The sequence below is a fragment of the Crossiella sp. NPDC003009 genome (genome assembly GCF_053591555.1).
In genome coordinates, this window is record NZ_JBSFUA010000010.1 from 170,756 (window position 1) to 195,207 (window position 24,452).

Consider the following 24,452-nt stretch of genomic DNA (forward strand, 5'->3'; position numbering starts at 1 on the left):
TCCGATGGACGTCGCGCTGATGACCGAGGGCACCTACCCGCACAGCTTCGGCGGGGTGAGCGTGTGGTGCGACCAGCTCGTGCGCGGGCTGCCGCAACACCGGTTCCACCTGCTGGCGCTGGTCTCCACCGGGCAGGAGCCCACCGCGTGGGAGCTGCCGCCCAACGTGGCCTCGCTGACGCTGGTCCCGCTGTGGGGCGCCGACCACCACGGCCGCAGGCCGGGGCGGCGGGCCCTGCGCGGGTTCGGCGAGCTGTTCCGGGAGCTGCTGGCCACGCTCACCGTGGCCGAACTGCCGGACAAGGCGGCCCGCTTCACCACCGTGCTGCGCGCCCTGTTCGACTACAGCCAGCAGAGCGACCTCTCGGCCAGCCTGCGCGATGAGGACGCGGTGCGGGCGATGATGGCCGCCTGGCGGGACTGGCCCGCGGAGCTGGGCAAGCCGCCGACGGTGGCGGACGCGGTGACCGCGGTCGAGCTGCTGGAGCACTCGCTCCGGCCGCTGGCCGCGCCACCGGTCCTGGCCGACGTCTCGCACTGCGTGGCCAACGGTCTGGCCGCGCTGCCCGCGCTCACCGCCAACTGGTGCCACCAGACCCCGCTGCTGCTCACCGAGCACGGGATCTACCTGCGGGAGCGCTACCTGGGTTATCGCAGCTCGCCCTACCGGCACCCGGTGAAGGCGCTGCACCTGGCCTTCTTCCGGCAGGTGTGCGAGCTGGCCTACCGCACCGCGGCGCTGGTGGCGCCCGGCAACATCTACAACAAGCGCTGGGAGGAACGGCTGGGCACCGACCCGGCCCTCATCCGCACCGTCTACAACGGCGTCGACCCGGCCGACTTCCCGGCGGTGGAGGCCGAACCCGAGGTGCCCACGCTGAGCTGGGCGGGCCGGGTGGACCCGATCAAGGACCTGGAGACCCTGATCAAGGCCTTCGCGCTGATCTGCGAGCAGGTGCCGGAGGCGCGGCTGCGCCTGTTCGGCGGCACGCCCAAGGGCGGCGAGGCCTACGCCAACCGCTGCCAGGAGCTGGCGAACAGCCTGGGCGTCGGGGAGCGGGTGTTCTTCGAGGGCCGGGTGGCGGACATCAGGGACGCCTACGTGGCCGGGCACGTGGTGGTGCTCTCCAGCATCTCCGAGGGCTTCCCGTACACGCTGATCGAGGCGATGACAGTGGGCCGCGCCTGCGTGGCCACCGACGTCGGCGGGGTGCCGGAAGCCGTGGGCGACACCGGGATCGTGGTGCCGCCACGGGATCCGGCGGCCATGGCGCAGGCCTGCGTGCGGCTGCTGGCCGACCGGGACCTGCGGCACGCGATGGCCGCCGCGGCCCGGCACCGGGCGCTGGAGCTGTTCACCGTGGACAAGGCGGTCGGCACCTTCGACGAGCTCTACACCGGGCTCGGCGTGGTCACCGAGCAGGCGCGCGCGCTCACGGCGGCCGCGTCATGAGCGCGGGCACCGTGCCCGAGCTGGAGCACATCGGCGTGCTCGGCGTCCCGCGGACGCTGCCGGATGTGCGCACCCTGGACATCCCACCGCGGCTGCGCGAGCTGGCACACCGGTTCGAGTCCTTGTGCGCCAACGCGGTCGACCCGCTGGAGGTCGCCGCCGGACTGGAGGCCGACGGGCTCTCCGACCAGGCGGTCAAGGCCCGCTACGGCTGTCCCGACGTGTTCTCGCTGGCCGAGGAGCTGTTCCGGCTGGTGCCGCGCGCACCGGCGGAACCGGCCCCGCAGCCCGAGGTCTGGGCGGCCAATCCGAAGCTGCACCTGCTGCGCGGCGTGCTCTTCGCGCTGCCCGGCCTGGGTTACACCGCGGCCACCCCGCTGCTGGTGCGACCGGCGGCGCTGGCAGTGCTGGTGGGCTCGCTGGTGCTGTCCTGGACGCTGAGCCAGGGCCTGTCCTACCTGGGCTACGTCCGGCTGGGCCAGGGCCGGGCGGCGGCGTCGTACTCGGTGCTGCGCAACGGGTTGTTCGCCTGCGGCGCGCTGGTCGCGCTGCTCTCCACCGGGCTGGCCGTGGCCAGCGACGCGGGCTGGGCGGTGCTGGCCCTGGGCATCGGGCAGGGCGTGTACCTGCTGGCGGCCACCGTGCTGCTGGTGCGCGGCGCGGAGCTGTTGCTGCTGCTGGCCTTGACGCCCGCGGTGCTGGCCGGTGGCCTGCACCTGCTCGGCGGGCACCGGCTGCTGCCGCACTGGGCCGAGCTGCTCGGCCTGATCGGCTCGGTGCTGCTCACCACCGGGTTCGCGATCTGGCGGACCCGACCGGCGAACCCGGTGCGGGACAAGGCCAAGCTCCGCTGGACCGAGCTGCGCAACGCGCTGCCGCACGCGCTGTTCGGCCTGTGCGCGGCCGGGCTGCTCGCGCTGCCGGTGGTGTGGGCGGTGCTGCCGGACGCGCCGGAGATCCCGGGCGCGGCACTGGCCGCGCTGCCGATCTCGCTGAGCATGGGCATCGCCGAGTGGTGCCTGTTCGGCTACCGCAGGCGGATGGGCCGCCTGCTGCGGGAGAGCACCTCGCTGCCCAGCTTCGCGCGGCGTTCCCGGTTCGTGCTCACCGGGGTGCTGGCCCGCTACCTGCTCGCCGCGGCCGCGCTGTGCGCCGTGGTGCTGCTCGCCGTGCCAGGGGCCATCCCCGGCGCGGTGCCCACCTACACCGCCTACCTCGCCCTCGGTGGCGCCCTGTTCCTCGCCCTGCTGGTGCAGGCACTGGGCCTCAACACCATCGCGCTGCTCGCCTGCGGCGCGGCGCTGGCCGCCGAGGTGGCCTTCACCCTCACCGGCGGGGCCGGGCACTGGCCGCTGGGCACCGTGTGGGTGCAGCTGTCCGTCGCCCTCGCCCTGCTCCTGGTCCTCTACTGCCACGCGGCGAGCTCGCTCGGCAGTGCGGTCCGCCACCGCTGAAACCCGGTTCCGCCAAGAAGAAAGAGGCACACCGTGTCCAACGTCGTCGCCGTGACCGGCGCCGAGGGCTTCATCGGCTCCCACCTGGTCGAGCGCCTGGTCGCGCACGGCCACCGGGTGCGCGCCATGGTGCTCTACAACTCCTTCGGCTCCTGGGGCTGGCTGGACTCGCTGCCGGCCGAGGTGCTGGACCAGGTCGACGTCGTGCTGGGCGACGTCCGGGACCAGGCCAGCGCCCGCGAGCTCATCGAGGGCGCCGAGGCCGTCTACCACCTGGCCGCGCTGATCGCGATCCCCTACTCCTACCGCGCGCCACGGTCCTATGTGGACACTAACGTGATCGGCACGCTGAACGTGCTGGACGCGGTGCGCGCCGAGCAGACCCCCAGGCTGGTGCACACCTCCACCAGCGAGACCTACGGCACCGCGCTGACCGTGCCGATCAGCGAGGCGCACCCGTTGCAGGGCCAGTCCCCCTACGCCGCCTCCAAGATCGGCGCGGACAAGCTGGTCGAGTCCTACCAGCTCAGCTTCGACGTGCCCGCGGTGACCCTGCGGCCGTTCAACACCTTCGGCCCGCGCCAGTCCGCCCGCGCGGTGATCCCTGCCGTGATCAGCCAGCTGGCCGCCGGGGCCACTGAGCTGAAGCTGGGCGCGCTGGACCCGACCCGCGACTTCCTCTACGTCAAGGACACCGCGGCCGCCTTCCACACCCTGGGCACCGCACCGGCCTCGGCGGTGGTGGGCGAGCTGTTCAACGCCGGCACCGGCGAGGAGGTCTCCATCGGTCAGCTGGCCGAGGACCTGGTGCGGGTGATGGGCGTGCACGCGGTGGTCACCGAGGACGCCCAGCGCATCCGGCCGAAGAACTCCGAGGTGCAACGGCTGGTGTGCGACGCGGCGAAGCTGCGCGAGCGCACCGGCTGGGCCCCGGCGCACACCAGGGACGAGGGCCTGGCCGAGACCATCGAGTGGTTCCGGGACCCGGCCAACCTGGCGCACTACAAGCCCGGCATCTACACCCAGTGACCAACGAGACAGGACAAGGGGCAACGACGATGCACGCGATCATCCTGGCCGGTGGCAAGGGCGTCCGGCTGCGGCCGTACACCACCTGCCTGCCCAAGCCGCTGGTGCCCATCGGCGACGAGTTCTCCATCCTGGACATCGTGATGACCCAGTTGGCGCACAGCGGTTTCCGCAGCGCCACCCTGGCCATCGGCTACCTCGGCGACCTGATCCGCTCCTACGTCGGCGACGGCGGCAAGTGGGGCATGGCGGTGGACTACGCCGAGGAGGAGAACCCGCTGGGCACCATCGGCCCGGTGGTGCAGCTGCTGGACTCGCTGCCGGAGCACTTCCTGGTGATGAACGGCGACGTGCTCACCGACCTGGACTACGGCGCGCTGCTGCGCAGGCACAGCACGGAGAACGCGCCGCTGACCGTGGCCACCTACCAGCGCCAGGTGAAGATCGACTTCGGCGTGCTGAGCGCGCAGGCCGGGAAGATCGTGGAGTTCACCGAGAAACCGACCCTGGACTACCGGGTCAGCATGGGCGTCTACGGCGTCAGCCGGGAGTCGCTGCGCGGCTACACGCCGGGGCTGCCGCTGGGCTTCGACGAGCTGGTGCTGGACCTGCTCAAGACCGACACCCCGCCCAGCAGCTACGAGTTCGACGGCTACTGGCTGGACATCGGCCGTCCCGACGACTACGACCGGGCCAACGCCGAGTTCCCGGTGCTGCGGCACAGCCTGCTCAAGGACACCCCGTTGCAGCACCCGCCGCTGAAGGTTCCCGCCTGATCCCAGCGGCTGCGGAGACGACCGACCCGCCGTCCGCCGTCTCCACCGTCCACAATGATCGTCCACATCAGACAAAACGAGGAGATCGCAGTGCCCCGCGTGTTGTTGCTCGGCGCTACCGGCTTCATCGGCAGGCACGTCCACCGGCGGCTCACCGAGCGGGCCGGCCTGGAGGTCGTGACGGTCGCGCGCGGGCCACTGCCCTCGTCCTCCTGGCACATCCGGCTGGACCTGACAGCCGACAGCGCTCACCCGATCGGTGGACTGCTCGCGCGGACCGCCCCCGACATCGTGATCAACTGCGCCGGTCTGGTCGGCGGCGATCCCGCCGATCTGGCCGCCTGCAACATAGATCTGCCTGCCGCGCTGGTGCGGGCCGCGCTGTGCGGCCCCGCGCGGGTGCGTCTGGTGCATCTCGGTTCGGCTGCGGAATACGGCAGAGTGGTGACGGGCGAGCCCGTCACCGAGCAGACTCCGACACGACCGGCCGGCGTCTACGGGATCACCAAGCTGGCCGCCAGCCGGTTGGTCTGCCTTGCCCGCGTGGCAGGCCTGGATGCCGTGGTACTGCGGGTGTTCAACCCGATCGGCCCCGGATCACCGCCCGGCAACGTCGCCGGAAGGCTGGCCCAGGAGCTGCTTCGGGCCCAAGCGGAGGGCGACGAGGTCCGGCTCGGCCCGCTCTCCGCGGTGCGGGACTTCATCGACGTCCGGGACGTCGCCGAGGCGGTCTACGCCGCGGCGCTGGCCCCGGAGATCGGTGACCCCGTGCTCAACGTCGGCAGTGGAGAGGGAGTCACGGTGGGCGAGCTGGCCAAGGCGCTCACCGGGATAGCCGGTTACACCGGCCCGATCAGGCAGGCTGACGCAGGCTCCGCGCGCTCGGCGGAGGTGCCGTGGCAGCAGGCCGAGATCAGTGCGATCGGGAAGGCCCTCGACTGGCGACCCGCCATCGACTTGGCCACCTCGCTATCGGACCTCTGGCAGGAGGCGCAATGCCGCACATGACCATGGAACCGGACCGCGGGCTGCTCGCGGTTCCGGCCTACTTCCACCCCACCACCGCCCCGGCCGACTGGCAGACGCTGGTCAGCGCCGCGGAGTACCTGCGCCTGGTGATCCTCAACATCGACAGCGGCCCAGGGCTGGCGAAGGAGATCATGTTCAGCGCCGTGGTGCAGCGGCTCAAGCTGGCAGGCATCCCGGTGATGGGCTACGTGGACACCGGCTACGGGCGCTGCTCGCGGGAGCTGGTGCAGCGCCAGATCGCCCGCTACCACGCCTGGTACCGGGTGGACGGGGTGTTCTTCGACCAGGTCTCGGCCGACGCCGAGCACCTGCCGCAGTACAAGAGCCTGGCCGCCGCGGCACGCGGGATGGGCGCGCGCACGGTGGTGTTCAACCACGGCGTCTACCCGGCCTACGGGTACGCCAAGCTGGCCGACCTGCTGGTCACCTTCGAGGGACGGCTGCGCGAGCACGAGAACCTCAAGGTCCCGGCCTGGGCCTACGGCATGCCGGCCCAGCGGTTCTGCCACCTGGTCTACGGCACGCCGAGGGGCGACACCGAACGGACGTTGCAGCGGGCCTCGCGGTTCAACGCGGGCGCGGTGTACGTGACCGACCTGGACGGAGCGAACCCGTGGCGACGACTTGCGGGGCATTTCAACCGGCAGACCCTGGCCGTCGGCCGCTGCGGCCCACGCCGCGTGTCCTGACCCTGCTGCTGGCCGCCGCGCTGGCGGCAGGCGGCTGCGCGCCGGGCAACGCCACCGAGGAGGACGCGGCCACCCCCGCCTCCCCGGTGGCCCCGGCCACCAGCACGGACGCCCCGCCCGGCAGCACGGGGACCCCGGCTCCTTCGCCGTCGGAGCCGGGGTCCGCCCCGCCGCCACCGGCCAGGTCGCCGGAGCCGGAGCAGCGCTGGCGGCCCGCGCCCGGCGTGACCTGGCAGTGGCAGCTGACCGTGCCGGTGGACACCTCGGTCAAGGCCGAGGTCTTCGACATCGACGCGGTGGAGAACGGCCCCGAGGTGGTCCGCGAGCTCCAGGCCAAGGGCAGCAAGGTGATCTGCTACGTCAACGTGGGCGCCAGCGAGGACTACCGCCCGGACGCGCACCGGCTGCGCGGCCCGGTGCAGGGCAAGGAGAACGGCTGGCCCGGCGAGCGCTGGCTGGACGTCAAGCGCCTGGACGTGCTGCTGCCGGTGATGGCCGAGCGGTTCCAGGTGTGCCGGGACAAGGGTTTTGACGGGATCGAGGCCGACCTGGCCGATGCCTACGCCCACGACACCGGCCATGAGATCTCCGCCGAGGACCAGCTCGCCTACAACCGGGCGCTGGCGAAACTGGCCCACGGCAAGGGGTTGGCCATCGGGCTGAAGAACGCGCTCGGGCTGGTTCCGCAGCTGGTGGCCGAGTTCGACTTCGCGGTCAACGAGCAGTGCGCCGAGTTCGACGAGTGCGCCAAGCTCACCCCGTTCATCAAGGCGGGCAAGGCCGTCCTGCACGCCGAGTACGACGTGCCCAACGACAAGTTCTGCGCCGCCACCCGCAAGCTCGGCTTCAGCTCGATGCGGAAGAACCTGAAGCTGGACGCTCCGCGCTGGCCCTGTTGAGCCGGACCCGGCGCAGCAGCTGGGCGTTGAGCGCGACCACGATGGTGGACAGGCTCATCGCGACCGCGCCCACCGCGGGCGGCAGCACGAAGCCGATCCCGGCCAGCACCCCGGCCGCCAGCGGCACGGACAGCACGTTGTAGCCGGTGGCCCACACCAGGTTCTGCCGCATCTTGCGGTAGCTGGCCACGGACAGCCGCCGCACCGCGAGCACCCCGCGCGGGTCGTCACTGGCCAGCACCACGCCCGCGGACTCGATGGCCACGTCGGTGCCCGCGCCGATGGCGATGCCCACGTCCGCGCGGGCCAGCGCGGGCGCGTCGTTCACCCCGTCGCCGACCATGGCCACCCGGTGCCCTCGGTCCTGCAGCGCCCGCACCGCGGAGTCCTTGTCCTCGGGCAGCACCTCGGCGAACACCTCGTCCACGCCGAGCTCGGCCGCGACCGCCTCGGCCACGTGCCGGGCGTCCCCGGTGACCATGACCACCCGCACCCCGGCCCGGTGCAGCTCGGCCACGGCTTCCCGGGACTCCGGCCGCACCTCGTCGGCCAGGCCGATCGCACCGAGCACCTCGTTGTCCCGCAACACGTGCAGCACCGCCGCACCCCGGGCCGCCCACTCCTCGGTCGCCCCGGTCAGCGGCTCGATCCCCTTCTCCCGCAACAGCGCCGGTCCGCCGACGCTGATCAGCGAGCCGTCCACGGTGGCCTGCACGCCCCGGCCGGTCAGCGAGCGGAAGTCACTGGCGCGCGGCAGGCCCGGCCCGGCGGCGGCGAGCACGGCGCGGGCCAGCGGGTGCTCGGAGTCGCTCTCCGCGGCGGCGGCCAGCCGCAGCGTGTCCGGGTGCCCGGTCACGCCGAGCACCGCGGGACGGCCCTTGGTGAGGGTGCCGGTCTTGTCGAAGAGCACCGCGTCGACCTGGCGCATCCGCTCCAGCGCGAGCCGGTCCTTGACCAGGATGCCCGCGCGGGCCGACAGCGAGGTGGACAGCGCGATCACCAGCGGAATGGCCAGCCCGAGGGCGTGCGGGCAAGCGATCACCAGCACCGTCACGGTGCGCTCCACGGCGGCGGTGAGATCCCCGAGTAGCGTCCAGATCAGGAAGGTCAGCACCCCCGCCGCCGCGGCGAAGTAGAACAACGCGGCCGCCGCCCGGTCGGCCAGGGCCTGCACCCGCGACCGCGACTCCTGGGCCTGCGCGACCAGCCGCTGGATCCCGGCCAGCGCGGTCTGCTCCCCCACCGCGCTGATCCGCACCCGCACCGCCGAGTCGGTGGCCACCGTGCCCGCCACCACCCGGTCCCCCGCACCGCGCCGCACCGTCCGCGACTCCCCGGTCACCATGGACTCGTCGACCTCGGCCGCCCCGTCCACCACCACACCGTCCGCGGGCACCCGCCCACCGGAACGCACCAGCACCACGTCACCCACGGCCAGCTCCGCCAGCGGCACCGGCACCGGGTTCCCGTCGGGCCCAAGGCGTTCCGCGGTGTCCGGCAACAGCTCGGCCAGCGCCGCCAGCGCGCCGGAGGCCTGCCCGAGCGCGCGCATCTCCAGCCAGTGCCCGAGCAGCATGATCACCACCAGCAGCGCCAGCTCCCACCAGAAGTCCAGCTCAGGCCCGAGCACCCCGAGGGTGGCCAGCGCGCTGGCCAGGAAGGCGACCGAGGTGCCCATCGCGACCAGGGTCATCATGCCGGGCCTGCGCGCGCGGAGCTCGCTGACCGCGCCGGTGAGGAAGGGGACGCCGCCGTAGAGGAAGACCACGGTGCCGAAGACCGGGGCGACCCAGGTGAGCCAGGACGGGACGTGGTAGCCGAGCCAGCCGGAGACCATGTGCGAGGCGAACACGGCCGGGACGCTGAGGATGAGGCTCAGCCAGAACCGGTCCCGGAACTGCGCGGCGTGGTCGCCATGCCCGCCGTGCCCGCCGTGCCCCGCGTGCCCGCCAGCGCCGTGGCCCGCATGCGTGTCGTGCCCGCCATGCCCACCAGCGCCGCTGTGCCTCGCGTGTGCGCCGTGCCCGCCACCCTCGTGCGCGTCCGCGCCGTGGCTCGCATGCGCGCCGCCGTGCCCGCCAGCGCCGCCGCGGCTCGTGTGCGCGCCGTGCCCGCCGCCCTCGTGGCCGCCCGCGCCGTGCCCCGGGTGCTCATCCTGCTTCGTCTGCTGCTCGTGTTCGCGCACTGCTCTCTCCTCCTCAGTGGACGACCACTGCAACGATACCCCCGGGGGGTATGTTCCCGATCAGCCAAAAAAGAACGGCGGGCATCCCCCAACCTGGGAGATGCCCGCCGTCGGCGCTGGTGAGAGCTACCGCTCCGTGATCGACGGCGGCGTCGGCACCTGGTAGCCCGAGGGCCCGACGTTGCGGTCGATGGACTTCTTCCACTCGCCGCTGCTGATCATCTTCTCGATCGCGGCGTTGATCGCGGTCCGGCCCTCGGCGTCGTCCTTGTTCAGGCCGATGCCGTAGCGCTCCTGGGTGAACGGCTTGCCGGTCACCTTGAGCAGCTCGGGGTTCTGCGCGGCGAACCCGGCGAGGATCACGTCGTCGGTGGTGACCGCGTCGACGTTGTTGAGCAGCAGCGCGTTGACGCACTCGGAGTACCGGAAGTACTCGACGAGCTGGGCGTCCTTGGCGAACTTCTGCCGCACCTGCTGGGCCGAGGTGGAGTCCTTGACCGAGCAGAGCTTCTTGCCGTTGAGCGACTCCGGGCCGGTGATGTTGTTGGTGGTCGAACGGACCAGGATGCCTTGCCCCGCAACGAAGTACGGTCCGGCGAAGGACACCGACTGCTTCCGGGTGTCGTTGATCGAGTAGGTCGCGACCACGAAGTCCACCGACCCGTCCTTGATCAGCTTCTCCCGGTCGGCGGCGCGCACTTCCTTCCAGGTGATGCCCGAGGGCTGCACACCGAGCTGGCCGGCGATGTACCTCGCCACGTCGATGTCGAAGCCCTCGAACTTGTTCTCGGAGACCTTCAGCGACAGGCCCGGCTGGTCGAAGCGAACCCCGATGGTCACCTTCTTGGTGTCCTCGGCGCGGGCGACCAGCGACTTGCTGCCCCCGGCGGATCCCTGCCCCGGTGTGCCACAGGCGGCGGCCAAGGCGACGGCGGCCAGCGCCGCACCGATTCGCAGGAGCCCGGTGAATCGCATCGCATGTTCCTTCCGACGGCCGGAAAGCTGAGGGAAGTTCAGCCCGGCTTCACGTGTCAGTTCGTGCGCGCCCGGCCGGGTGTTTCAACACTTGTATGTGTCACACCTCACAGCGGGCGGCAACGCAGCCACACCTCACAGTCTGAACAACCGATCTCCCCAGGTCACATCGTCGTGACTGAAGACACTCAACCGGTACCGTCAGTTCTACACCGAGCCCAACGGAACCGGCGAACGGAGGGTTCAGTCGGATACCCCTTGGCAGACAAGGTAAACAGCTGGTGAATGAGTCACCGGGCCACTCTTCGAACCCGTGGAACCGGCAGCTTGAGACAAGGCTGTCGCAGTCGCGACAAAACTTCTGGCGCGGATTACCGGCAAAACCTCCGGCACTGCGCGGTTGTGCGCGAAGTTGACGATTCCCGAGCACTAATGCGGGCTCCGGCGAGGCCGTGTGAGGTTCCCGTTGGCCCGTCACAAGAATCCGCAAAAATTCTTGCCGAAACCCAGCGCACACCGACCCGCACCAGTACTGTTTCTAACGCGGGCCTACGCCCCGGAGCCCCTCCCCCCTGTGGTTCCCGCGCGTAGGCCCGCCCTAGCTTCCGCTTGCTGAACGCTTCGCTTGCTCAACGCCTTTGGCGTTTTCGCTCGGCCCTTATGTCTGCCCGGGGGCCCGAGGCCCCGGACCCCCACGGTGCGGCTGGTGCCGAACCAGCGGGGGTCAGCGGGGTCCGCGCGCGGGCGTTTGCTCAGCGCAAGCCGTCGCTCAGCTCCGTGTAGTCCCATGGGCCCTGGCCCGGGGCGGCCTGCCAGCCGTGCAGCATCCGGCCGGCGGTGTTTCGCGCGAAGATCACCAAACGGCCCACGTGGTCCTGGATCGCGCTGACGTCGCTGGTGATGTTGCCGCCCAGGTCCGCCTCCGACCAGTTCCACAGGCCGGGTGAGTTCTGCCAGCCGTGCTGGACGTGGCCCTCGGTGTCGCGGGCGAAGAAGGTCAGCTTGCCGTCTGGTTGCAGGGACAGGGCGACCTCGCCCGCGATGCCGCCGCTGTACTGCCTGGTGTCCCACCGGGATCCGCTGTGCTGGGCGAGCAGCAGCCTGCCGTTGGTGGTGCGCGCGGCGGCGAAGAGCCTGCGGTCGCGGTCGAGCACCAGGGCCGGGTCGCCGGCGATGTCGGCGCCGAAGGTGGAGTACTGCCAGTTGCCGGAGCTGGGGCGTTCGCGGCGGCCCAGCAGCAGGCGGCTGCCGCCGGTGCGGACCACAAAACACGGGATCTTGTCCCGGTCCAGCACGATCGCCGGGTCGCCGTGCGCGTCGACCTGCAGGCGGGTGTAGTCCCACTCGCCGAAGCCCGGCGTGCGTTCCCGGCCCAGCAGCAGCCCGCCCTCGGCCGCGCGGACCACGAAGGTCAAGCGCCCCGCCTGGTCCAGCACCATGGCCGGGTCGCCGAGCACCCGGACCGGCAGCTCGGTGAAGTCGGTCCACGGGCCCGAGCCGGGCGCGGGCTGGCGGCCGCACTCCAGCGTGCCGGCGTTGGTGCGGGCCAGGTACGTCAGCCGCCCGTAGATGTCCAGGATCACCGGGGTGTTGCCCGCGATGCCGCCGCCGTAGCGGCCACCAAAAGCGGTGCGCGCCCACGGGCCGTGGCCGGGGTGGTGCTGCCAGCCGTGCTCGACCTTGCCGTCGGCGCGCGGGGCGAAGAAGGTCACCACCTCGTAGCCGTCCCTGGACACGCCCGGCCCGTGCCCGCACGGCACGGTGATCGGCGGCACGTAGCCGGGCGCGCGGCCCACGTTGTCCACGATGGGCTTGAACGCCCCCCAGCTGGTGGTCAGCTTCGGCGAACCCCAGGCCTGCTGGGCCACCGCGCGCAGGCTGTCGAACATGGCCAGCTCGGTGGCCTGGCTGCTCTCCAGCTGCTCCACCGGCAGGTCGTTCCACTGGCAGAACCGGATGCCCAGCAGCGCCGGGTGGTCGTCCGGGAGGTCCTCGCCGTGCATGTCGCCGGGCCGGAACTGCTCGTAGATCCGCCGCGCGTCGCTCTTCTTGCGCTGGCTGCCGTCGGGGTTGCGGCCGCCGTTGTAGTAGATGAACTGGTCGTTGCCGTTGACCAGCTTGTGGCCACGGTTGATCAGGTCCTGCACCGAGAGCAGGCCCTCCCGGTCGCTGGTCCAGTGCTCGATCACCGTGCCCGGGTCCACCCGCACCACCTGCGCGTGCACCCGCTGCATGTCGCTCCAGATGCGGATCTGCTTGCCGTGCCTGCGAATCCGCTCCGCGCCGTCGTTGATGAAGCCGTTGAAGGCGTCCCAACCGTTTGCCTGCCCGCCGTAGCGGCGCCTGCCGTACTCGGCCAGCTGCGGGAAGTCGTCGATGCCGCCCGCCCAGGCCGGGTACTCGTCCGCGCCGAAGTGCCACACCGGGCCGGGGAAGATCGGCAGGTACTCCTCGATCAGGCCGAAGGCCCACTCCCGCGCGGCGTCGTTGCTGATGTCCAGCGCGTTGTGCCGGTACTCGCCGCTGGGGTGGCGCAGCTGGTACTGCCGGTGCGGCGGCAGCACCTGGTCCATGTGGCCGGGCATGTTCAGCTGCGGCAGCACGGTGACGTGGTACTGCTCGCTGAGCCTGGCGATCTGCTCCAGCTCCTGGCGGGTCAGGCCGACGCCGTCGACGTAGATGACCAGCTCGTTGAACTTCAGGTAGGACAGGTCCCGGATCTGGTTGGTCCACCAGCCCATGTCGTAGTGCTTGGTGGCGTTGCACAGCAGCGCCCCGCGCACGGTGTAGCGCGGCCAGTCCCTGATCCGCCCGGCCTGGACCGGCTCGCCCGCGGTGCCGTGCAACAGCTGCAACACGGTGCGGGAGCCCCAGAACACGCCGAGCCTGCGCCGCGCGTGCAGCCGCAGCACCGGCCCGATCTCCAGCTGGTAGCCCTCCTCGCCGAGCTGGGCGTCGCTGAGCCCCAGCCCGAGGACCAGGTCGCCGTCCCTGGCGTCGGCCGCGGGCGCGGTGCGCACCTTGGGCGGCGCGGTCTCGAACAGCAGGCCGAGGTCGACCGCGAAGGTGTTCGCGTCCGCGGTCAGCTCGGCCGAGGCGGCCGGGTCCACCAGGATCGTGCTGCCGGGACCGAACCGGTACCGGCCGTCACTGGCCGCCCAGCTCTGGACCGCCGGGATGGTCCGTGGAGTCACGATGGCCCCCCTCAAATCAGCGAGCAGAACACCAGGAACCTATCTCGGTGCAAAACTCACCAACAAGCGGCCATCGGAGCGGATTTGCCTAGACCCGCACTGTTACCGCAGGTAGGGGGCAGGGTCAACCGCAGTGCTCGAACGGACTGTTATAAACCGCCGAGCCCACGGAACCGCCCCATTTCACGCATTTGTCGGCCGCCGCCTTGCGCACCGGACCCGCGTAGTACTCGAAACTCCCCGAGTCGGTCGCCCTCGCCTCGCCCTGCACCTCCAGGTAGGCCGACACCGCCGACGCGGTGCCGATGGAGGCGCCCTTGAGCGTCACCACGCAGTTGTTGCCGTTGCCCGCGTTGAACGCCAGCGCCACCGAACCGGCCGCGCCCAGCGAAGCGGTGTCGATCACACTGTACCCGGCGCCGCAGACCTCGGCCGCGTCGTAGGGGTTGCCGCCGCCACCGCAGTTGCGGGAGGTCAGCGTCTGGTTCGGGTAGCCAAAGCGGGCGCCGTTGAAGTAGGCGGGCTGGATGTTGCCCGGGTAGGAGGTGTCGGTGGTGCGCACCTCGTAGTGCAGGTGCGGGGTGATGTTGTTGCCCGGTCGGCTGGTGTTGCCCACGGTGCCGATCTTCTGCCCCTGCCTGACCTGCGCGCCGACCCCGACCGAGCGCACGTCCAGGTGCGCGTAGTAGGTGCGCCAGCCGCCGCCGTGGTCGAGCACCACCAGGTTGCCGTAGCCGTTGACCGAGCCCTGGTGCGCCGAGGTGATCACCTTGCCCGCGGCGGCCGCGGACACCGTGTCGCCCTTGTCCGCGCCGGGGCTGCCACCGCGGTTGAAGTCGATCTCGTAGGCGCGGTGCGCGCTGCTGTTGTCGTTGTCGCCGTTCCAGGCCTGTCCGCAGGGAAAAGGCAGCTGGAAGTTCGGGCGGGGACCGGCTGCCTGGGCCGCGGGCGCGACCGCCACCGATGCGGCCGCGAGCAACAGTCCTACTCCCGCCGCTACCAGATGTCTGATTTTCATGCTTCCGTCCCTCCTGTCGGCGTCGACAGCGTGCGGGCGGCGCGTACAGAACGGCTTCAAACCGCATACAACCGCGAGCCCGGCGGGGGTGAGATGACCCAGGACGAACTGGACTTCCGGGTGCTTGGACCGCTGGAGGTCAGGGCGCAGCGGCTCGCGCTGCCCATCGGCGGCCTCAAGCCGCGCCAGCTGCTGGCCACCCTGCTGCTCAACCCGAACCGCCTGGTACCGGCGGAAACGCTGGTCGACGTGCTGTGGCCGCAGTCGCCGCCGCGCTCGGCGGTGCCGAACCTGCGCACCTACGTCAGCACCCTGCGCAGCAGCCTGCGCGCCGGTGGCGAGGAGCGGATCCTGGCCCAGCCGCGCGGTTACGCCATCGTGGTCCGGCCGGACGAGCTGGACCTGCTGGTCTTCGAGGAGCTGACCGCCAGGGCCAGGCAGAGCCGTGCCGACGGACGGCTGGAACTGACCGTGGAGCTGCTGCGCCGGGCCGACGGGCTGGTCCGGGGCGCGCCGCTGGAGGACCTGCCACCGGCCCCTGGCTGGACCGCACAGCTGCGCCGGGTGGAGGAACGCGTCCTGCAGGCCACCGAGGAGCGGCTGGCCGCCCTGGTGGCGCTGGGCCGCTACGAGCCCGCCATCGCCGAGCTGCGCGAGCTGCTGGCCCGGCACCCGTTCCGGGAGGGCCTGAGCCAGCAGCTGATGCTCGCGCTGGCCGGCACCGGCCGGGACGCCGAGGCCCTGCAAACGTTCGCCGACCTGCGCCGCGGCCTGCTGGAGGAGCTGGGGGCCGAACCCGGCCAGGAGTCCAGGCGCATCCACGCCGCGCTGCTCTCCGGCGAGCTGCCCGCCACCGAGCCGGTGGTGGCCCCGGCGACCCGGTCCGCGGTCAGCCAGCTGCCGCCGGCCGACGGCGACTTCACCGGCCGCGGCCCCGCGCTGGACCAGCTGACCGCGCTGCTGCAACCGGTGTCCCCCGAGCTGGGCGCGGCCCGGATCGCGGTGCTCACCGGACCGGCGGGCGCGGGCAAGTCCGCGCTGGCGGCCCAGGCCGCGCACGCGGTGCGGGCCCGGTTCCCGGACGGCCAGCTGTACCTGGACCTCGGCGGCTCGCACCGGCCCGCGCCCACCGGCCGCCTGCTCGCCGAGCTGCTGCGCTCCCTCGGCGTCACCGACCTGCCCGACGGCCTGGCCGAACGGGCCGCCCGCTACCGCTCCGCGCTGGCCGAGCGGCGGGTGCTGGTGTGGCTGGACGATGCCGCGGGCGCGGCCCAGGTGCGGCCGCTGCTGCCGGCCACCAGCGGCTGCGCGGTGCTGGTCACCAGCCGCCGGGGACTGACCGAACTGCCCGGTGTGCACGAGGTCCCGGTGGAGGCGCTCAGCCCGGCCGAAGGCGACCGGCTGCTGGCCCGGATCGTCGGCTCGGCCCGGATCGCGGCCGAACCCGAGGCCGCCGCGGCCATCCTGCGCGCCTGCGGCGGACTGCCGCTGGCGGTGCGGATCGCGGGCGCCAGGCTGGCCGCCCGGCCCGCCTGGCGGCTGGCCACCCTGGCCGAGCGCCTGGCCGACCCCGCGCGGCGGCTGGCCGAGCTGCGCTGCGGTGACCTGGACGCGGGCGCGGGCATCGCGGAGTCCAGGCGCGGGCTGAGCCTGGCCGCCGCCACCACTTTCCTGCGCTGGGGCCTGCTCGGGCCGTCGCCGGTGCGCGCGGAGACGCTGGGCGATCCGGCCGCGGTGGAGGAGCTGGTGGATGCCGGGCTGGCCGAGGTGGCCACCGCGAGCGGCCCGCGCTACCGGCTGCCGGAACTGCCGCGCTGCGCCGCGATCGCCGACGCGCCAACGGATCCGGCCTGGGTGCGCCAGGTGCTGGACGGCTGGCTGCACCGCGCCCGCGCCGCCGCCGCTGCCCTGCCGGTCAACATCTTCACGCCGGGCCAACGAGATCACCCCGCCACCGAACCACTGACCCGCGCGCTGGCCTGGCTGGACGCCGAGCGCCCCGCGCTGGTCGAGGCGGTCGAGCTGGCCGCCCGGCACGGCGAGCACGGTGTCGCCGCCGAGCTGGCGCTGGCCCTGGTCCCCTACTTCGACCTGGGCAGCCACCACGAAGACTGGGAACGTACCCACCAGGCCGCATTGCCGGTCTCCCAAGGGGAACAGCGCGCGGCACTGCTGCGCGGGCTCGGTCAGCTGCACCTCTACCGCGACGAGTACCAGCGGGCCAGGGAACGCTTCACCGCCGCGCACCAGCTCTTCGCCGACGACTACGGCCGCGCGCTGGCCCGGTGCGGACTGGGCGCGCTGGCCAGGGTGCTCGAGCGCCCGGCCGAGGCGCTGGAGCACCACCGCACCGCGCTGATCGCCTTCCGCGCCAAGGGAGACGCGTGCGCGGAGGCCTACGCGCGCAGTGCGATCGGCTCGGCCAGGATGGCCCAGCACCGGCTGGACGAGGCGCTGCCGGCCTTCACCGACGCGCTCCGGCTGGCCAGGCTGGCCGGGGACGAGCACCGCGCCGCGCACGTGCTGCACCAGCTCGGCGTGCTGCACCACCGGCAGGGCAGGCCGGACCGCGGACTGTCCTGTTTGGACGAAGCGCTGTCCATTTTCGAGCGGCTCAGGGACGCGCACGGCGAGGCGTATGTGTTGCGCGCCTTGGGGGAGCTGCACTCCGCGGACGGCCGTCGCGCCTGCGGGCGCAGCTCCCTGGAACGCGCGGTCCGCCTCTACCAGCGGCTGGGTGACCGGCACGGCGAGGCCGGGGCCACCCAGCTGCTCGGCGAGGTGCTCCGCGGCGAGCGCCGGGAGGCACTGGCCGAGGAGCACCTGCGCCGCGCCTTACGGCTGTGGCGGGACCTGCGGTTGCCGCCTCAGCCGGTGACCCGGTTGAGGGCGGGCAGGTAGCCCTCGGCGTTGCCCTTGCTGTTGGGGTGGTAGGACTCCACGATCGGCCAGCTCAGCCCGTTGACCCACTCGTTGGACGAGCAGATCCCGTGCGTGTTGAACGAGGCGCGCACGTCCACGTAGGTGCCGCCGTTGGCCGAGGCGCGCCCGGCGACCACGTCGGAGAGGATGTCCGCGGCCGAGTTCAGCTTGACCCGCTTGGTCTGGCTCATCCCGCCGAAGGAACAGGACGGGCCGCCGTCGAACAGCCTCGGGTAGCCCATCACCACGAGCTTCGCGTTGGGCGCCTTGGCTTTGACGGCCCGGTACACCGAGTCCAGGCGGGCCGGCAGGTCCCGCTGGGCGAAGGCGATCGCACCGTCCACCGCGCCGCGGCAGTCGCTGTCACTGCCCAGCTGGCAGCGGGTGAGGATGTCGGCGAAACCCGCGTCGTTGCCGCCGATGCCGACCGTGACCAGGTCGGTGTTCGCGTTCAGCGCGCCCAGCTGCTTGTTCAGCACGTCCGCGGTGCGCGCCCCGGAACAGGCGGCGAAGGTGAACGAGCTGGTCTGGTGGGACTTGGCCCACAGCGCGGGGTAGGCCAGCTGGCTGCGGCGGCAGTCGCCGCTGCCGGAGTCGTACTGCCGGGTGCCCACCCCCGAGTGGTAGGAGTCGCCCAGCGCCACGTAGTCCACGGGCGCGGCGGCCTTCCTCGGTGCGGCCATCGCCGGTGCGGCGGTGACCGCACCGGCGATGAACAGGGCCGCGACACAGGCCAGTAACCGGTTCGGGTTCATGGTCCATACCTCCGTGCAGGGTCAGTGAGGTAGAACACAAATTAACTCGCGGGTAACATGGCCGGTACCGCCGTGAGCGGGTAGTTCTAGCAGGGGTTTTACGCTACAACCGCGCAGACCGGAGCAGGTGTGCGCAGCTCACCGGTCTGCTTGGGCAGGCCGTTCACCGGGTCGACACCGAAGATTCCGATCACGTTGCCGCGCTGGTTGGAGCTGTAGAGCGTGCGACCGTCCCGGGTGACCTCCAGGTGCCGCGGCCAGTCCCCGCCACTGCCCGGCGTGCCGGCCAGGGTGACCTTGCGGCCGCCCTCGCTGGTGGCGAAGACCGCGATGCTGTTGTGCCCCCGGTTGGCGCCGTAGACGAACCGGCCGTCCGGGGAGATGGTGATCCCGCCGGGGTAGTTCTGCACGCCGGCGCCCGGCGGCAGGGTGGAGATCCGCTGACCCGCGGTGAGCTTGCCGGAGGCCGGGTCATAAGCGGCCACAACAAGTGTGGAGTCCAGCTCGTTGAGGATGTAGACGGTGCGGCCGTCCGGGTGGAACACCAGGTTGCGCGAGCCCGCGCCCTTGGCCAGGGCCAGGGTGGAGCGCAGGGTGAGGCGGCCCGCGTTGAGGTCCAGGGTGTAGGTGTAGACCGAGGAGGTGCCCAGATCCGTTGCCAGCACGTGCTTTCCGTCCGGGCTGACCACCACCTGGTGCGCGTGCGGCTTGCCCGGGTGCTGCACGATGTGGGTCGGGTTGCCCAGCGCGCCGCCGGCGCGGACCGGCAGCACGCCCACGGTGCCGGAGGTGTAGTTGGCGGTCAGCAGGTACCGGCCGCTGGGGTGCACGACGAGGTGGCAGGGGTGCGCGCCACCGCTGGAGCGGGCGCCGAGCGCGCGCAGGGATCCGTTGCCGGTCACCGAAAACGCGCTGACCGTGCCCTTGTCCAGCTCGTTGACCGCGTACACCGTGCTGCCGCCGGAACCGACCGCGATATAGGAGGGGCTCGCGTTGGTCACGGTGGACTCGACGGTCAGCTTGCCCGCCGCGTCCGCCTTGGCCAGGCCGATTCCCTTGCCACCGCTGGCGGCGTCGGTGTAGGTGCCGAGGTAGACCCGCCCGGCCGGGGCGCAGACCTCGCCGCCGGACTCCGCCGCCGAGGCGGCCCCGGTGCTCATCAGGCCACCGCCGACGACGGCCGCGCCGACCGCTCCGAGGAAAGTGCGACGCCCGATATCCGCCATGTCACAGCTCCTGTCGTCGTCCTGCTCATCGCGCCCACACTGGACTGGACCACTGCGCTTTGGGAAGAGGGCGCAACGAAGATTGCAGCTGACGCAACTCACCCGATCGATTCACGGTTTTAACGCCGTTGCAACAAATCGCCACGCCATCTGACGATTGCGCAACAAACCACTGTAGTGCGCAACACTCGGCGGATGAAATCTCCGCAATCGGGGGCTTAGCCTTTACGCCATGACCGCCATTGCCGAGCACCCCACCACGACCGGCGAGCCCTGCTCCCCCGGCGATTTCATCGCGCTGGACGAGGAGTGGAGCACGCACAACTACCACCCGCTCCCGGTGGTGATCGCCGAGGCGGAGGGCGCCTGGGTGACCGACGTGTCCGGCCGCCGCTACCTGGACTTCCTCGCCGGGTACTCGGCGCTGAACTTCGGGCACCGGCACCCCGCGCTGGTGGCCGCGGCCACCGAGCAGCTCAACCGGCTCACCCTGACCAGCCGCGCGTTCCACCACGACCAGTTCGGCCTGTTCTGCCGCGAGCTGGCCCAGCTGACCGGCACCGAGATGGTGCTGACCATGAACTCCGGCGCGGAGGCGGTGGAGTCGGCGATCAAGGTCGCCCGCAAGTGGGCCTACCGGGTCAAGGGCGTGCCGCAGGGCCAGGCGCAGATCGTGGTGGCCGGGTCCAACTTCCACGGCCGCACCACCACCATCATCTCCTTCTCCACCGACGAGGACGCCCGCGCCGACTTCGGCCCGTACACCCCCGGCTTCGTGGTGGTGCCCTACGGCGACGCGGCCGCGCTGGCGGCGGCGATCACCGAGCACACCGCCGCGGTCCTGGTCGAGCCGATCCAGGGCGAGGCCGGTGTGGTCGTGCCGGGACCGGGCTACCTGGCCGAGGTCCGGCGGCTGTGCGACGAGCGCAACGTGCTGATGATCGCCGATGAGATCCAGTCCGGCCTGGCCCGCACCGGCCGCCTGCTGGCCCTGGACCACGAGGGCGTGCGCGCGGACCTGTACACCCTGGGCAAGGCCCTCGGCGGCGGCATCCTGCCGGTGTCCGCGGTGGTCGGCAGCCGCGCGGTGCTCGGCGTGCTCCAGCCCGGCCAGCACGGCTCCACCTTCGGCGGCAACCCGCTGGCCTGCGCGGTGGGCCGCGCGGTGGTCGGCCTGCTGTCCACCGGCGAGTTCCAGCAGCGCTCAGCCGAGCTGGGCGCGCACCTGCACACCCGCCTCAACGCCCTGATCGGCCACGGCCTGGCCAAGGTCAGCGGCCGCGGCCTGTGGGCGGGCGTGGAGATCGCCCCCGGCGGCCCCACCGGCCGCGAGGCCTCCAAGGCCCTGGCGGCCAGGGGCGTGCTCTGCAAGGAGACCCACGACAACACCCTCCGGATGGCCCCGCCCCTGGTGATCACCAAGGAGGAGCTCGACCTGGGCATCGACGCCCTCACCGAGGTCGTCTCCCGCTGACCGTGGCCCGGACCTGGCCCAACTCGCGCCGTGAGCTGGGCCAGGCCGGGGTCTAGAAGAACCCGAGCTTCTTCGGCGAGTAGCTGACCAGCAGGTTCTTGGTCTGCTGGTAGTGCTCCAGCATCCGCAGGTGGTTCTCCCGCCCGATGCCGGACTTCTTGTACCCGCCGAAGGCCGCGTGCGCCGGATAGGCGTGGTAGCAGTTGGTCCACACCCGCCCGGCCTTGATCTCCCTGCCGAACCGGTAGGCCTGCGCGCCATCCCTGGTCCACACGCCGGCGCCGAGCCCGTACAGGGTGTCGTTGGCCAGCCGCAGCGCTTCCTCGTCGGTGTCGAAGGTGGCCACCGAGACCACCGGGCCGAAGATCTCCTCCTGGAACACCCGCATGTCGTTGGTGCCGCGGAAGATCGTCGGCTCGAGGTAGTAGCCGCCGGGGTAGCCCTCGACACTGCGGGTGCCGCCGCCGGTGAGCAGCTCAGCGCCTTCCTGCCGGCCGATCTCCAAGTAGGACAGGATCTTCTCGTACTGCTCGTTGCTGACCTGCGCGCCGATCATGGTGGCCGGGTCGAGCGGGTCGCCGCCGACGATGGCCTCGGTGCGGGCCAGGCAGCGGGCCATGAACTCCTCGTAGATGCGGGAGTGGATCAGCGCCCTGGACGGGCAGGTGCACACCTCGCCCTGGTTGAGCGCGAACATCACGAAGCCCTCGACCGCCTTGTCCAGGAAGTCGTCGTCGGCCGCGGTGACGTCGGCGCGGAAGATGTTGGGGCTCTTGCCACCCAGCTCCAGCGTCACCGGCACGATGTTCTCGCTGGCGTACTGCATGATCAGCCGCCCGGTGCCGGTCTCCCCGGTGAAGGCCACCTTGGCCACCCGGGGACTTTGCGCCAGCGGTTTCCCCGCCTCCACGCCAAAACCGTTGACCACGTTGACCACACCCGGCGGCAGCAGGTCCGCGATCAGCTCGATCAGCAGCAGCAGGCTCGCGGGCGTCTGCTCGGCCGGTTTGATCACCACGCAGTTCCCGGCGGCCAGTGCGGGCGCGAGCTTCCAGGCGGCCATCAAGATCGGGAAGTTCCACGGGATGATCTGCGCGACCACGCCCAGCGGCTCCTGGAAGTGGTAGGCCACGGTGTCCGCGTCCAGCACCCCGATGCTGCCCTCCTGCCCGCGGATCACCCCGGCGAAGTACCGGAAGTGGTCCACGGCAAGGGGCAGGTCCGCGGCCAGGCACTCCCGGACCGGCTTGCCGTTCTCCCAGGTCTCGGCGACCGCGAGCGGCTCCAGGTTTTCCTCGATGCGGTCCGCGATCCGGTTGAGCATGCGGGAGCGCTCGGTCACCGAGGTCCGCCCCCAGCCGTCCGCGGCCGCGTGCGCGGCATCCAGCGCCAGCTCCACATCGGCCGCCCCGGACCGCGCCACCTCGCAGAAGGCGTGCCCGGTGACCGGACTGGGGTTGTCGAAGTAGCGCCCGGCCACCGGCGCGACCCACTTGCCGCCGATGAAGTTGTCGTAGCGGGCGGCGAACTCGACGATGCTGCCCTCGGTTCCCGGCTGGGCGTACGCCATGGGACTCCCTTTCGGCGCCGGAGTGCGTGCGGCCCACCATGGCCGCCCAAGGTTGGCGCGAGGTTGGCGTGGGGGTTTCAGGCCTGGCTGAAGGAGGTGCGCCCGGCTCCTCCCGCAGGCACAATGCCCAACTGATACAGCTTGTAACAATTGGAGGGGCACATGTCCAAGGCTCGACTCGCCGGCGCCGCGCTCGCCGCGTTCGCCACCGCGGCCACCATCGGCCTGGCCGGGGCGGCCCCCGCCTCCGCCGCGCTGGCCGACTGCCCGAACGGCCACCTCTGCATCTGGGACGGCGCCGCCTTCGCGGGCAAGCCGATGTACAACGGCCCGGCGGGCGGCGGGATCATCTACCTCAACGGGCCGTTCGGGCACATGAACGACCGGGCCTCCTCGCTGTCCAACAAGACCGGCCGGGACCTCTGCTGGTACGAGCACTTCGACCCCAGCAACGGCCGGGTGTGGGGCAGGCACGACCACCCGTCCTACTTCCTGGACGCGCGTCAGCTCTCGCCGAACGACTCGCTGAGCGCGCTGGGCGCCTGCGTCTGAGCCGATTCGCCCGCGGGGTGGTCAGGCCGAGCGCAGCTTGTGCAGCTGGGCCAGCACCACCCCGCGCCGGGCGTCCGCCGGCTCCAGCCTGCTCAGGGCGAGCTGGTGGGCCTCGATGTCGTACGGGTGGCGGGACAGGTAGGCCAGCAGGTGGTCAGTTTCCGGTGACCGGAGCACCGCCTCGCGCAGCGCGACCTCGATGATCTCCCGCCACTCGCGGATGCCGGGGGCCTCGGAGTCCGGCAGCAGCGGGCCGAGGTAGTGCCGCAGCGCGGTGGTCAGGTCGCGGGCGGCCAGGGCGTCCAGCACCGCGCGGGCGTCCGCGGCGACCGGGGCGCACAGGTGGTAGCTGCGGGTGGTGACGCCGCCGCGCAAGGCCCGGCGCAGGTGGCTGACCTCGGCTTTCAGTGTGGTCCGGTGCACGGGGCGGTCGGCGTAGAGGGCGTCCTGGAGTTGTTCCGGGGTCAAGCCGTCGGGGTGCAGGGTCAGCAGGGTGAGGATCTCCAGCTGGCGCGGGCGCAGCGGGACCGGGGCGCCGCCGTCGAGCAGCTCGCCGCGGCCGAGGCAGCGCAGCGACCAGCCCGCAGGGGCCAGGTCCAGCGGCGACTCGGCCAGGCGCGCCTCCAGCGCGCTGACCAGGGTGCGGACCGTGGGCATGGCCAGCGGGTGCGAGCGGTCCCAGGTGGTGGACAGGTCCAGCACGCCGAGCACCTTGCCGTTGGGCGCGTGCACCGGCGCGGAGTAGCAGACCCAGCCGTGCAGGGCCTGCACCAGGTGTTCGGCCGAGAAGCAGGTGGCGGGCCGGTTGTGGTCCAGGGCCAGCGACAGCGCGTTGGTGCCCATCGCGGTCTCCGACCAGCGCCCGCCCGCGGCGAAGTTCACGCGTTCGGCGCGGCGGCGCATCACCCGGCCGCCGAAGGTCCACAGGATGGTGCCGCCCGCGTCGGCGACCGCGGCCACGTAGCCGGCGTCCTCGGCGATGCTGCGCAGCTCGGCCGAGGAGGCCAGCACCGGCTCGCGCAGCGGCGAGTCCTGCCAGCGGGCGTCCGCGCAGCTCGGCGCGCTGTCCCTGGCCGGGCTCACCTCGGGTAGCGCCCGCGCCCAGGACTGGGTGACCTCGGGGGCGACCGCGGCCGCCGCGCCCGGCGACCGGTGCGCCACCCAGCACTCCCAGTCCCGCTCCAGCTGGGCCCGGCGCTGGCGGAGAGTGGTCCGTGGCGGCATCCATCACACGTTAGGGGGATGATGGCGG

At 71.9% G+C, this 24,452-nt stretch carries 18 protein-coding genes; 10 read left to right on the plus strand and 8 right to left on the minus strand.

Going from position 1 to position 24,452, the window contains the following annotated elements; all coding sequences use genetic code 11:
* Window positions 1-4: 4 nt before the first annotated feature.
* The 7 genes from pelF to ACWDY5_RS14055 are packed head-to-tail and all read left to right on the plus strand — an operon-like array spanning window position 5 to window position 7,329.
* Window positions 5-1,453: a GT4 family glycosyltransferase PelF gene (gene pelF / locus ACWDY5_RS14025; RefSeq protein ID WP_449722599.1), complete on the plus strand. Its 1,449-nt coding sequence runs from the start codon at window positions 5-7 to the stop codon at window positions 1,451-1,453.
* Window positions 1,450-2,907, plus strand: coding sequence for a hypothetical protein (locus ACWDY5_RS14030; RefSeq protein ID WP_449722600.1), 1,458 nt, complete (start codon window positions 1,450-1,452; stop codon window positions 2,905-2,907). Before pelF ends, ACWDY5_RS14030 begins: the two co-directional genes overlap by 4 nt.
* A gap of 33 nt (window positions 2,908-2,940) precedes the next feature.
* Window positions 2,941-3,936, plus strand: coding sequence for an SDR family NAD(P)-dependent oxidoreductase (locus ACWDY5_RS14035; RefSeq protein WP_449722601.1), 996 nt, complete (start codon window positions 2,941-2,943; stop codon window positions 3,934-3,936).
* 29 nt (window positions 3,937-3,965) lie between these two features.
* Complete coding sequence (locus ACWDY5_RS14040) at window positions 3,966-4,712, plus strand: sugar phosphate nucleotidyltransferase (protein WP_449722602.1); 747 nt, start codon at window positions 3,966-3,968, stop codon at window positions 4,710-4,712.
* A 54-nt stretch (window positions 4,713-4,766) separates the two neighbouring features.
* The gene (locus tag ACWDY5_RS14045) at window positions 4,767-5,720 is read left to right on the plus strand and encodes an NAD-dependent epimerase/dehydratase family protein (RefSeq protein ID WP_449722603.1); all 954 of its coding nucleotides are present in this window, start codon (window positions 4,767-4,769) and stop codon (window positions 5,718-5,720) included.
* The gene (locus ACWDY5_RS14050) at window positions 5,717-6,430 is read left to right on the plus strand and encodes a spherulation-specific family 4 protein (RefSeq protein WP_283664264.1); all 714 of its coding nucleotides are present in this window, start codon (window positions 5,717-5,719) and stop codon (window positions 6,428-6,430) included. Before ACWDY5_RS14045 ends, ACWDY5_RS14050 begins: the two co-directional genes overlap by 4 nt.
* Window positions 6,355-7,329, plus strand: a complete 975-nt coding sequence (locus tag ACWDY5_RS14055) for an endo alpha-1,4 polygalactosaminidase (protein WP_449722604.1) — start codon at window positions 6,355-6,357, stop codon at window positions 7,327-7,329. Before ACWDY5_RS14050 ends, ACWDY5_RS14055 begins: the two co-directional genes overlap by 76 nt.
* Here ACWDY5_RS14055 and ACWDY5_RS14060 read toward each other — a convergent pair.
* The 4 genes from ACWDY5_RS14060 to ACWDY5_RS14075 all read right to left on the minus strand — a co-directional run bounded on the left by ACWDY5_RS14060 (window position 7,277) and on the right by ACWDY5_RS14075 (window position 14,701).
* Window positions 7,277-9,514: a copper-translocating P-type ATPase gene (locus ACWDY5_RS14060; protein ID WP_449722605.1), complete on the minus strand. Its 2,238-nt coding sequence runs from the start codon at window positions 9,512-9,514 to the stop codon at window positions 7,277-7,279. The genes ACWDY5_RS14055 and ACWDY5_RS14060 overlap by 53 nt on opposite strands.
* Window positions 9,515-9,640: 126 nt before the next feature.
* The gene (locus ACWDY5_RS14065; RefSeq protein WP_449722606.1) at window positions 9,641-10,489 is read right to left on the minus strand and encodes a glutamate ABC transporter substrate-binding protein; all 849 of its coding nucleotides are present in this window, start codon (window positions 10,487-10,489) and stop codon (window positions 9,641-9,643) included.
* Between the two features lie 752 nt (window positions 10,490-11,241).
* Window positions 11,242-13,683, minus strand: coding sequence for a family 20 glycosylhydrolase (locus tag ACWDY5_RS14070; protein WP_449722607.1), 2,442 nt, complete (start codon window positions 13,681-13,683; stop codon window positions 11,242-11,244).
* Between the two features lie 124 nt (window positions 13,684-13,807).
* Complete coding sequence (locus ACWDY5_RS14075; RefSeq protein ID WP_449722608.1) at window positions 13,808-14,701, minus strand: M23 family metallopeptidase; 894 nt, start codon at window positions 14,699-14,701, stop codon at window positions 13,808-13,810.
* A 93-nt stretch (window positions 14,702-14,794) separates the two neighbouring features.
* On the opposite strand from ACWDY5_RS14075, the gene ACWDY5_RS14080 reads away from it, so the two are divergent.
* A complete protein-coding gene (locus ACWDY5_RS14080) occupies window positions 14,795-17,602 on the plus strand; it encodes a BTAD domain-containing putative transcriptional regulator (protein ID WP_449722609.1) in 2,808 nt (935 codons plus the stop codon).
* Here the strand turns inward: ACWDY5_RS14080 and ACWDY5_RS14085 are convergent.
* Both ACWDY5_RS14085 and ACWDY5_RS14090 read right to left on the minus strand, forming a co-directional pair.
* Window positions 17,569-18,378: an SGNH/GDSL hydrolase family protein gene (locus ACWDY5_RS14085; RefSeq protein ID WP_449722610.1), complete on the minus strand. Its 810-nt coding sequence runs from the start codon at window positions 18,376-18,378 to the stop codon at window positions 17,569-17,571. The genes ACWDY5_RS14080 and ACWDY5_RS14085 overlap by 34 nt on opposite strands.
* Before the next feature lie 98 nt (window positions 18,379-18,476).
* Window positions 18,477-19,604 (minus strand): lactonase family protein, encoded by a 1,128-nt coding sequence (locus ACWDY5_RS14090; protein ID WP_449722611.1) that lies wholly within the window; start codon window positions 19,602-19,604, stop codon window positions 18,477-18,479.
* A gap of 232 nt (window positions 19,605-19,836) precedes the next feature.
* Here ACWDY5_RS14090 and rocD point away from each other — a divergent pair, with 232 nt between their 5' ends.
* Entirely contained in the window at window positions 19,837-21,078 is a 1,242-nt protein-coding gene (rocD, locus tag ACWDY5_RS14095; RefSeq protein ID WP_449722612.1) for an ornithine--oxo-acid transaminase, read from the plus strand.
* Window positions 21,079-21,130: 52 nt separating this feature from the next.
* Here rocD and exaC read toward each other — a convergent pair whose 3' ends face one another.
* Window positions 21,131-22,648, minus strand: coding sequence for an acetaldehyde dehydrogenase ExaC (exaC, locus tag ACWDY5_RS14100; RefSeq protein WP_449722613.1), 1,518 nt, complete (start codon window positions 22,646-22,648; stop codon window positions 21,131-21,133).
* 162 nt (window positions 22,649-22,810) lie between these two features.
* On the opposite strand from exaC, the gene ACWDY5_RS14105 reads away from it, so the two are divergent.
* On the plus strand, window positions 22,811-23,200 hold the full coding sequence (locus ACWDY5_RS14105) for a peptidase inhibitor family I36 protein (RefSeq protein WP_449722614.1): 390 nt from the start codon (window positions 22,811-22,813) through the stop codon (window positions 23,198-23,200).
* A 21-nt stretch (window positions 23,201-23,221) separates the two neighbouring features.
* Here the strand turns inward: ACWDY5_RS14105 and ACWDY5_RS14110 are convergent, their stop codons facing one another.
* Window positions 23,222-24,424, minus strand: coding sequence for a transcriptional regulator (locus tag ACWDY5_RS14110; protein WP_449722615.1), 1,203 nt, complete (start codon window positions 24,422-24,424; stop codon window positions 23,222-23,224).
* Between the last annotated feature and the right edge of the window lie 28 nt (window positions 24,425-24,452).

What these genes read in the sequence shown, in the direction of transcription:
- ACWDY5_RS14085 (WP_449722610.1), bottom strand. Translation starts at nt 18,378, where the DNA reads ATGAACCCGAACCGGTTACTGGCCTGTGTCGCGGCCCTGTTCATCGCC.
- pelF (WP_449722599.1), top strand. Translation starts at nt 5, where the DNA reads ATGGACGTCGCGCTGATGACCGAGGGCACCTACCCGCACAGCTTCGGC.
- ACWDY5_RS14110 (WP_449722615.1), bottom strand. Translation starts at nt 24,424, where the DNA reads ATGCCGCCACGGACCACTCTCCGCCAGCGCCGGGCCCAGCTGGAGCGG.
- ACWDY5_RS14065 (WP_449722606.1), bottom strand. Translation starts at nt 10,489, where the DNA reads ATGCGATTCACCGGGCTCCTGCGAATCGGTGCGGCGCTGGCCGCCGTC.
- ACWDY5_RS14045 (WP_449722603.1), top strand. Translation starts at nt 4,767, where the DNA reads ATGATCGTCCACATCAGACAAAACGAGGAGATCGCAGTGCCCCGCGTG.
- ACWDY5_RS14030 (WP_449722600.1), top strand. Translation starts at nt 1,450, where the DNA reads ATGAGCGCGGGCACCGTGCCCGAGCTGGAGCACATCGGCGTGCTCGGC.
- ACWDY5_RS14080 (WP_449722609.1), top strand. Translation starts at nt 14,795, where the DNA reads ATGACCCAGGACGAACTGGACTTCCGGGTGCTTGGACCGCTGGAGGTC.
- exaC (WP_449722613.1), bottom strand. Translation starts at nt 22,648, where the DNA reads ATGGCGTACGCCCAGCCGGGAACCGAGGGCAGCATCGTCGAGTTCGCC.
- ACWDY5_RS14050 (WP_283664264.1), top strand. Translation starts at nt 5,717, where the DNA reads ATGACCATGGAACCGGACCGCGGGCTGCTCGCGGTTCCGGCCTACTTC.
- rocD (WP_449722612.1), top strand. Translation starts at nt 19,837, where the DNA reads ATGACCGCCATTGCCGAGCACCCCACCACGACCGGCGAGCCCTGCTCC.
- ACWDY5_RS14075 (WP_449722608.1), bottom strand. Translation starts at nt 14,701, where the DNA reads ATGAAAATCAGACATCTGGTAGCGGCGGGAGTAGGACTGTTGCTCGCG.
- ACWDY5_RS14105 (WP_449722614.1), top strand. Translation starts at nt 22,811, where the DNA reads ATGTCCAAGGCTCGACTCGCCGGCGCCGCGCTCGCCGCGTTCGCCACC.
- ACWDY5_RS14090 (WP_449722611.1), bottom strand. Translation starts at nt 19,604, where the DNA reads ATGGCGGATATCGGGCGTCGCACTTTCCTCGGAGCGGTCGGCGCGGCC.
- ACWDY5_RS14040 (WP_449722602.1), top strand. Translation starts at nt 3,966, where the DNA reads ATGCACGCGATCATCCTGGCCGGTGGCAAGGGCGTCCGGCTGCGGCCG.